The 9,498-nt window shown below is 28.3% G+C and carries 11 protein-coding genes; 10 read left to right on the forward strand and 1 reads right to left on the reverse strand.

The window, feature by feature from the left end; genetic code table 11:
• Window positions 1-240: 240 nt before the first annotated feature.
• Complete coding sequence (locus ACLGL0_RS03910) at window positions 241-927, reverse strand: lysoplasmalogenase family protein (protein WP_411013702.1); 687 nt, start codon at window positions 925-927, stop codon at window positions 241-243.
• A 159-nt stretch (window positions 928-1,086) separates the two neighbouring features.
• On the opposite strand from ACLGL0_RS03910, the gene ACLGL0_RS03915 reads away from it, so the two are divergent.
• The 10 genes from ACLGL0_RS03915 (at window position 1,087) to ACLGL0_RS03960 (ending at window position 9,462) form a co-directional block, all read left to right on the forward strand.
• The gene (locus ACLGL0_RS03915) at window positions 1,087-1,272 is read left to right on the forward strand and encodes a hypothetical protein (protein WP_411010410.1); all 186 of its coding nucleotides are present in this window, start codon (window positions 1,087-1,089) and stop codon (window positions 1,270-1,272) included.
• A gap of 10 nt (window positions 1,273-1,282) precedes the next feature.
• Window positions 1,283-1,498: a hypothetical protein gene (locus tag ACLGL0_RS03920; RefSeq protein ID WP_233055850.1), complete on the forward strand. Its 216-nt coding sequence runs from the start codon at window positions 1,283-1,285 to the stop codon at window positions 1,496-1,498.
• A gap of 53 nt (window positions 1,499-1,551) precedes the next feature.
• Window positions 1,552-1,686, forward strand: a complete 135-nt coding sequence (locus ACLGL0_RS03925; RefSeq protein WP_004832412.1) for a YvrJ family protein — start codon at window positions 1,552-1,554, stop codon at window positions 1,684-1,686.
• Window positions 1,687-1,693: 7 nt separating this feature from the next.
• Window positions 1,694-2,482 (forward strand): peptidoglycan amidohydrolase family protein, encoded by a 789-nt coding sequence (locus tag ACLGL0_RS03930; RefSeq protein WP_411013703.1) that lies wholly within the window; start codon window positions 1,694-1,696, stop codon window positions 2,480-2,482.
• Window positions 2,483-2,555: 73 nt separating this feature from the next.
• Window positions 2,556-4,103, forward strand: coding sequence for an ABC-F family ATP-binding cassette domain-containing protein (locus ACLGL0_RS03935; RefSeq protein ID WP_411013704.1), 1,548 nt, complete (start codon window positions 2,556-2,558; stop codon window positions 4,101-4,103).
• A gap of 1,185 nt (window positions 4,104-5,288) precedes the next feature.
• Window positions 5,289-6,206 carry a class C sortase gene (locus ACLGL0_RS03940; RefSeq protein WP_411013705.1) on the forward strand — a complete coding sequence of 306 codons (918 nt, stop codon included), beginning with the start codon at window positions 5,289-5,291 and terminating at the stop codon, window positions 6,204-6,206.
• 8 nt (window positions 6,207-6,214) lie between these two features.
• Window positions 6,215-7,123 carry a class C sortase gene (locus ACLGL0_RS03945; protein ID WP_411013706.1) on the forward strand — a complete coding sequence of 303 codons (909 nt, stop codon included), beginning with the start codon at window positions 6,215-6,217 and terminating at the stop codon, window positions 7,121-7,123.
• Between the two features lie 16 nt (window positions 7,124-7,139).
• Window positions 7,140-7,979 carry a class C sortase gene (locus tag ACLGL0_RS03950; RefSeq protein ID WP_233055845.1) on the forward strand — a complete coding sequence of 280 codons (840 nt, stop codon included), beginning with the start codon at window positions 7,140-7,142 and terminating at the stop codon, window positions 7,977-7,979.
• A 71-nt stretch (window positions 7,980-8,050) separates the two neighbouring features.
• The gene (locus ACLGL0_RS03955; RefSeq protein WP_411013180.1) at window positions 8,051-8,593 is read left to right on the forward strand and encodes a helix-turn-helix domain-containing protein; all 543 of its coding nucleotides are present in this window, start codon (window positions 8,051-8,053) and stop codon (window positions 8,591-8,593) included.
• Complete coding sequence (locus ACLGL0_RS03960; protein WP_411013467.1) at window positions 8,593-9,462, forward strand: IS3 family transposase; 870 nt, start codon at window positions 8,593-8,595, stop codon at window positions 9,460-9,462. Before ACLGL0_RS03955 ends, ACLGL0_RS03960 begins: the two co-directional genes overlap by 1 nt.
• Window positions 9,463-9,498: the final 36 nt, after the last annotated feature.

Consider the following 9,498-nt stretch of genomic DNA (forward strand, 5'->3'; position numbering starts at 1 on the left):
CATACTTATTCTTGTTTACAAGAATAAGTAAATGTATCGAAGATACATATAGAAATCATTTTTTTATTTCTTTCAGAAATATTATTGTTTGTAACCAAACAATAATTGAGATCTCTCCACTACACTCAGCTTTGCTTCGTTTCGGTCGAGATGACGTGTCAGGAGCTTTTCTTTGCAAAGTATCGTGACGTAAAACATTTTTATTAATAAAACAAATAAAAAAACGACTGAATCCAGTCGTTATGATAAAAATAATCCAAAACCTATTATAATAAGCAGTTTTGCTATTGAATAGGTAATTGTTAATAATATATTGAAAAATCTATTATTCTTTATAAATGCTACAAATAGGAAAAGTGAACTTGAAATTAAGAATAAATTACTTCCAAAAATCAAATACCATACTCCAGTTTTGTATGTTGAAATTGCATTTAAGATTGCTAAGATACAAAGCAAAGCGTTTAAAAATGCAAAAGCATATAGGAAAATAATATCTCTTTTAAAGTATTCACTGGCGTATTCATAGGATATGATTACTTCGAAAAATACTAATCCGAAATATGCTACCATAATAAATAGGGCAAGCAAATAGTTTAAATTTGAAATTTTTATTAATGTTAAAAGTTTTATTACATAAAAGGCAATTCCTAATATAAATAGAGGTATTCCCATTAAAATATTCTTTTTATTTCTTTTTGTACATAAAACATCTCCAATCCAGAATGCAAGTATTGCTAAATACACGAAAACATTATGGTGTTTAAATCTTAAAAAATAGAATAATGCTAGTATTGGCATTAAAAATATATTGAAAAAACTTCTTTCTGGATCTTTTTTTTGTAAAATCATATATAAATTACCAACGGTAAATATTGCATAAATTAATAAAACTATGTACGAAAAAATATTGAGTAAATTGTTATTCATATTTCCTCCAAAATCTCTTAGTATCAATTATTTTAACATAAATTAGCGCTTCAAACAAGTTAAAGGATTAATAAAAATAGCCTAATCCCCCCCTTTTTTTAAGAAATTTTTATTATATAAGTGTAAGGCTTACAAAAAAATATAAAAAGGAGAAAAGATATGGCTAAAAAGTATTTAAAGGTTAGTTTTGACCTTGCTAACTCTAAAAAGAGAAGTGTAACTGTAAAAAATGTTCAAAGTGAATCAACTGATGAAAATTTAAAGAAATTAGGAGAATTCGTTGAAAAATTTATTGACGGTACAAGAAAAGAAACAGTTAAAGTTGTAGAAACAACATTAGAATAGGAGGAAAAGTATGAAGAAATCATTAAGTATAACTCTATTATTAGAGGATGGAAAAAATATGGCATTTACAATTTCAAATATTAAAAATATAACAGCTGATGAGGCATCTGATATAATTAAAACTTTTGATTATAAGTCAGTTTTAGCAAAAAACGACTTAAAAGTTACTGGAGTTAAAAAGGCTAATATTATTTCAACAAACTACGAAGAAGTAACAGTAATCTAGTGAAAAAAGACCTTTTGGTCTTTTTTTACTAAATATAAAATTAGGAGGAAATAATGGAAAATATAATTTCAAGTATCTCAAATGTAGGATTTCCTGTAGTTCTTTCCGTATTTTTATTACTTAGATTTGAAAAAAAGATAGACGAACTTACAAAGGCTATAAATGAATTGGTTGTTAAACTTAAATAGGAGATTTATGATAGATATTGAAAAAGCTATAAAGTGGTTTGAAAACAGAAAGGAAAAAGTTTCATATTCTATGGAAAATAGAAATGGTCCAAATAGTTATGACTGTTCATCTTCCATATACTATGCATTAATGTCATCAGGAGCAAAGAGCAATGGCTGGACGATTGACACCTTGCATGAACATTATTGGCTTACAAAGAACGGCTTTGAAAAAATAACTGATAATATTCCTTGGAATGCTAAAAGAGGAGATATTTTTATCTGGGGAAGAAAAGAGGGTGTTCCCTCAAGTTATGGACATACAGGAATTTTTATTGATGAAAACAACATTATTCACTGTAATTATTCAGCCAATGGAATTTCTGTTGATAATCACGATAGATTGTGGGTTTATGCAGGTAGGCCACATTATTTTGTATATAGATTAAAAGTATCACAAGATGAGGGAGAATATATGGAACTTTTGAATATAAAAAGTAAAGTTGATGGCTACTATTCAATCGATAGTTTGCCTTGGTTTTGCGAAGATAAAACTATGATTGGTACAACTCAAAATTATCAAGGACAAGAGGTAACTTTAACTCGAAAATGGGGAAGTTACTATTATGTAAAAGAATTAAAAGGTTGGGTTGATTATAGAGCTTTTATAAATGAAAAGGCAATAAAAGAAGTCGCTAAAGAAGTAATTCAAGGAAATTGGGGCAATGGAGAATTAAGAAGGGCAAAACTCGAAAATGCAGGATATAATTATTATGAAGTACAAAAAGAGGTTAATAGATTATTAAAAAGCAGTTAGAACTGCTTTTTTTTTTACTTAAATCAAAAAATATGGTAAAATATGTAGAGGTAAAACATACGAAGGAGAAGAAATGAGTATTTTAACTGTAAAAAATTTGAGCCATAGTTTTGGTGGTCGTCAAATACTTAAAGATGTAAATTTTAGACTTTTAAAAGGTGAACATATAGGACTTGTTGGTCCAAACGGAGAAGGAAAGAGTACCTTTTTAAATTTAGTTACTGGTAAACTTGAGGCTGAAGAGGGAACTATTGAATGGGCAAAACGTGTTAGAATAGGTTATCTTGATCAACATGCTGTAATCGGAAAGGAAATGACTGTTCGTGACGTTTTAAAGTCAGCTTTTTCATATCTTTTTGATATTGAAGCTGAATTAAATGATGTATATATGAAAATGGGAGAATTAAGTGGTCAAGAACTTGATGATATAATGCTTGATGCAGCGGAGCTTCAAGAATTACTTGAAACTCACGACTTCTATATGATTGATTCAAAGATTGATGAAATTTCTCATAATATGGGAATAAAAGATTGGCTTGATAGACCTGCTTTTGACCTTTCAGGTGGACAACGTTCAAAGATTTTACTTGCAAAATTGCTTTTAGAAAAGCCAGATATTTTGCTTCTTGACGAGCCTACAAACTATTTAGACGAAGAACATATTAATTGGCTTAGAAGATATCTACAAAATTATGAAAATGCCTTTATTTTAATCTCTCATGATATTTCATTTTTAAATTCTGTAATTAACTTGATTTATCATGTTGAAAATTGTGAAGTTAATAGATATGTTGGAGACTATGATGAGTTTTTAAGACTTAAAGAGTTGAAACAAAGACAAATTGAAGCAGCCTATAAGAAACAACAACAAGAAATTCAAGAGCTTGAAGACTTCGTTCAAAGAAATAAGGCGAGAGTTGCTACAAGAAATATGGCAATGTCAAGACAGAAAAAACTTGATAAGATGGAAAAAATTGAGCTTGTAAGAGAAAAACCAAAACCAGAATTCTATTTTGAAACTGCACCTTCTACAAGCAGATTGATTTTTGAAACTGAGAATTTAGTAATTGGTTATGATAAACCGATTAGTAAACCATTAAATCTTCGTATGGAAAGAGGAGATAGAATTGCAATTGTCGGAGCAAATGGTTTAGGTAAGACAACTCTAATTAATACAATTCTTGGAAATATTAAAGCTATTTCAGGTTCTGTTTCTTTTGGCCAGAATTTAGCAATAGGTTATTTTAAACAAGAAGAGAATTATGATAACAATAATACTCCAATTGATGAAATGTGGGAAAAATTCCCAAGTTGGGAACAATTTAAAATTCGTGCTGCCCTTGCAAAATGTTCACTAACAACAGTTCATATTGAATCACAAATGAAGGTTCTAAGTGGTGGAGAACAAGCAAAGGTAAGACTTTGTAAGATTTTAAATGAAAAGACAAATATTTTAATGCTTGACGAACCTACAAACCATCTTGATCCAGAATCAAAAGAGGAATTAAAAAGAGCATTAAGAGAATATAAGGGTGGAATATTTTTAATCTCACACGAAAAGGACTTTTATACAGATATAGCAACAGAAATTTGGAATATGGAAGACTTTTCACTATTATAAGAAATTTAAAGGCGAGAAATCGCCTTTTTTATTGTGAAACAACAAGGTTCTCGGGAGCCACCCGATGCAAAATATAGTGGGAGGGTGGGGTTTTCATTTTGTTTTTTTATGTATCACAGAAAACAAAATTATTCACGTCATTGAAACTAAAAATGAAGTACCCCTAACACGTCATTTCGACTGAAGCGTTAGCAAAATGAATCTAGCCCTAACTTTGATTACTTGTAAACAAAAGTAGGTCTGACGAGTCAATTGTATATTTATATACAATAGCTCTGGAAATCTCAACTATTGCTGGTAGGCAATAGTATTTCTGAAAGAAATAAAGAAATTATGTATCTTCGATACATTTACTTATTCTTGTAAACAAGAATAAGTATGAGATCTCTCCATTACACTCAGCTTTGCTTCGTTACAGTCGAGATGACGTATAAAGGAAGTACCTTTGTTTGATAGCTAGACGTTAAAAGTAAATAAGCTTCGAATATAATTTTAAATAAGTATAAAACAAAAAATAATATAAGAAAAATTTTATTTATATATTTTATTAATTGAAATGTTTCACGTCACGATACTTTGGAAAGAAAAGCTCCCAACACGTCATCTTGAGCGAAACGTAGTGTAGTCGAAAGATCTCAATTATTGTTTGTTTACAAACAATAATATTTCTGAAAGAAATAAAGAAGTTATGTATCTACGATACATTTACTTTTGCTAAAGCAAAAGTATGAGATCTCTCCGTTTCGTTTCGCTTTGCTCAACTACAGTCGAGATGACGTATAAAGGAAGTAGCTTCGTTTGATAGCTAGACGTTAAAGGTAAATAAATATCAAAATAGATTTATTAAATAAGTAGAAAACAAAAAATAATATAAGAAAAATTTTTTCGGAGCAAAGACAAAGTATAATTTTTGTCTTTGCTTTTTTATATTTTTATTTTTATTGTGAAACAACAAGGTTCCCGGGCACCTACCCGATGCAAAGTATCGTGAAAAGGTGGTTTCTCCCTTTTAACTTTAAAATTATTTGACATATATTTTTACGTTAAAATATGAAAAACTATTGATTTTTTAGCTAAAAAATAATATAATTTAAGTTGGGAATTTTTGATTATTTAATAAATGACAGAAAGTTTTTAGAGCTTAAAGTCAGTTAGTATTAAATAATAAGTATTTAAGGAGAGTATATGAGTAATAATGATATAGATCAAATTAGCATAAAAAGAAAAGCTAATACCAAGAAAAAAAAGAAAAGCAATTTGCCTTTTATTTTAATTTTTTTACTTGGTTTTGGTGTACTTATGTATCCTATAATTACAAGATGGTATTATAGGGTTGAATCAAAAAATGTTATAGCTACTTTTGATAGTGAAAAGGAAAAGTTATCAAAAGAAGAAGTTAAGAGAAGAATGGAACTTGCAAAGGCATACAATAGTAGCTTACACAATGAGGTAACAGAAGATCCCTATTCTGATGAGAAAAAGCAAGAGGGTAGAGCTGAATATGCAAGAATGATAGAAATTCATGAATATATTGGACACGTTCAAATTCCAGCGATTGACGTTGATATACCAATCTATGCTGGAACATCTGAAGATGTTCTTCAAAAAGGAGCAGGCCACTTAGAAGGTACATCACTTCCTATTGGTGGGCTTGATACTCACACTGTAATTACTGCTCACAGTGGACTTCCTACTGCAACATTATTTACACATCTTTCAAAACTACAAATTGGAGATAAATTTTATATTCATAACTTTGCTGAAACATTAGCTTATCAAGTAGATCAAATTAAAGTAATTGAACCTTCTGAGTTTGATGACTTGCTTGTAGTAAAGGGCAAAGATTATGCAACTTTATTAACTTGTACACCATATATGATTAATACTCATAGACTTTTGGTTAGAGGACATAGAGTAGAGTATGTAAAAGACCTTATTGACAAAGAATTATTGGAAGGCAAAAAGAATATTTGGTATATGTATTTATTCTACATTGTTTTATTCTTACTTGTAGTTTTAATTATTTCAACTTTATATTATATTAGAAAGAGAAGAAAAATCAGTAAAAAGTTGAAAAATGCAAATGTAGACAATATTAAATAGAGGTTTTTATGCAAAATAATGAAAATAAAATTGATGATATTAAAATAAAAAAGAAAAATAAAAGTAAAAAAGGCAATAGCAGAAAAAGCAATATTTTACTTATGTTCATTTTCTTTATTGGATTTAGTATTCTGATGTATCCTTTTATTACTCAATGGTATTATAGAGTTGAGAGTGGAAAGAAAATTGAAAAATTCGAGGATGAAATCAAAAGATTATCTCCTGAAGAAATTGAAGAGAGAATCAATCTTGCAAAAGCCTATAACTCTACTCTTGATGCTTCAAAATTATCCGACCCTTATTCAAATGAAGAAAAGGAGAAAGGAATTGCAGAGTATGCGAGAATGTTACAAATTGGGGAGCTTATAGGACATATTGAGATACCAAAAATTGACGAGAATTTACCGATTTATGCAGGAACATCTGAAGACATTTTACAAAAAGGAGCAGGCCACTTGGAAGGGTCATCTCTACCTGTTGGTGGTATAAGCACACATGCTGTAATCACTGCGCATAGAGGACTACCAACAGCAGCACTTTTTACAAAACTTGATAAATTGGAAAAGGGAGATATTTTCTTCGTTCATAATATTCAAACTGTTTTAGCTTATGAAGTTGATCAGATTTTAGTTGTTGAACCGACAGATTTTACTCCAATTTTAGTACAACCAGGTGAAGATTATGTAACACTTCTTACTTGTACACCATATATGATTAACTCACATAGACTTTTGGTAAGAGGACATAGAGTAGAATATACGCCCCTTGAAAAATCAAGAACTGTAAGCAAGAGAAGATCATTCTTTAGAAAATATTTCTATTGGCTTTTACTATTCTTCTTACTTGTTTTGATTATTTTCCTTTACAATTTCAAAAAATATTTAGATGTTAGAAAAAAATTACAAAATTTAAATTAGAAAGGGAGTAGAATTGATGAAAAATAGAAAATTAAGACTAATTGGATACTTATTTATGCTTATTGGAATCTCACTTCCTTTATACACTTTTACAAATCTTGTATATAATGACTATAAATCAAAATCAATGTATGAAGATTTTAAAAAGAGTCAATCAAATATTAGTGAAGAAGAGCTTAATAAATTAGAAGAGGAAATTAAAAATTATAATAAAAATTTAAAAAATACAACAATTGTTGACCCTTTTAGCAATAATGAATATAAAACTGTTTATGAATTTAAAAAAGACGATCCTCATGGAGTATTTGCATATATTAGAATTCCAGCTATAAATGTATATAAGCCGATTAGATTAGATGCTTCTTATGAACATTTAGATAAGGGTGTAGCTCATATTGACGGAACTGCACTACCAACAGGTGGAGTAGGAAATAGAAGTGTAATAGCTGGACATAGAGGTTGGTATAAAGACGTAATGTTTTTAAATCTAGGAGATTTGAAAAAAGGAGATAAAGTATATATCGAAAGAGCAGGAAAAACTTTAACTTATGTAGTTTCTGATACTGAAATTATTAAACCTTACGAAGGTGAAAAGTTATTTCCAATAGCTAATCGTGATATGCTTACATTACTTACTTGTGACCCAGCAACGCCACCAAGTCCATATAGATTACTTGTAAATTGTGATAGACTTGAAGAAAAAACGGAAAAAACAAATACAAGTGAAACAAAAGAAGAAGTAAATAAAAATGTAAAACAAATATCTATGTTTATCTACGGCGGAACAGGATTATTGTGGATTGTATTTTTATTTACAGGATATAAATTCATAAGATTTATAAGCAAAAAGAATTAAAAAGATAAAAAGAAAAGACCTTGAAATGATGTGAACCCCTAAATCCGGACAAAGGATTTGGGGGTTTTTGAATGTCAAAATATGATAAAAAATTAAAAATAAAAGTAATTAAAGAATATGAGAAAAATAATATTAGTCAATGTAAATTATCAAAAAAATATAAAATACCACTATCAACAATCAAAAATTGGATAAAATGGTATATGGATAATGGTATTAAAGGCGTAAGTAAAAAAGTAAAAAATAAAAGTTATACTAGTAATTTTAAGCTGTTTGTATTACAATATAAAAAAACTAATAATCTAACTTTCAGAGAAACTGCTGTTAAATTTGATATAACAAATGATTCAATCATAGTTAATTGGCAAAGGAAATATGATGAATATGGATTAGAAGGTTTAAATAGTAAAACAAAAGGAAGAAAGCCTAAAATGAAAAAATCTATACCAATAGAACAAAAAAGAAAAAAAAATTTACAAGAAAGCGAAAGAGAAGAACTTTTAAGACTAAGAGAAGAAAATCTCCTATTAAAGGCAGCTATAGCTTATGAAAAAAAACTTCAAGCCTTGCTTATGGAAAAGGACTTAAAAACAAAGAAAAAGCAAAAGCGATAATTGAATTAAGCAAGGCAAAAGAATATAAATCAATTACAATATTACAATGGTTAAAAGTGGCTAAATTAAATAAAAGTTCCTTTTATGAGTGGAAAGAAAAACTATATAAACAGATAAAGTCAAAAGAGATTTATATTATTGAAAAAATAAAAGATATAGTAAAAGAATCTAAAGGAAGATATGGATATAGAAGAGTAAGTAAGGTATTAAGATTAGAATATGGACTTATTGTAAACCACAAGAAAGTTTTAAGAATAATGAAAGAAAATGAACTTTTATGTATAAAGTTTAAAAATAGAGTTAGAAAGTATAATTCATATAAAGGAACAGTAGGAAAGATAGCAAATAATATTGTTAATAGAAATTTTAAAGCTGATAAACCAAATAAATTATGGCTAACAGATATAACAGAATTTAAAATAAGAAATAGTGAAAAGAAGATATATTTATCACCGATTTTAGATACTTTTAATGGAGAAATAATATCATATTCAATAGGTTTTAGTCCTACAGTAACTTTAACAAATAAGTCATTAGAAAAAGCTTTAAAAAGAATAAAAAACAAAGAAGATTTAACAATTCATACAGATCAAGGCTTTCATTATCAACATAGTAGTTTTGTAAGAATATTAGAAAATAACAATATAAGACAAAGTATGTCTAGGAAAGGAAACTGCTTAGATAATGCACCAATGGAGAATTTTTTTGGAATATTGAAACAAGAAATGTTTTATGGAGAAAATTATTCTTCTTATGAAAAATTAATAGAAGATATAAAAGAGTATATTAAATGGTACAATACGAAAAGAATTAAGGAGAATTTAAAAGGAATGTCTCCTATTGATTATAGATTACATTCCTTTGAATAATTTATTTAACTGTCCGTATTTTTGGGTTCAGCTCAA

This window comes from Parvimonas pharyngis (genome assembly GCF_046569675.1).
GTDB lineage: Bacteria > Bacillota > Clostridia > Tissierellales > Peptoniphilaceae > Parvimonas.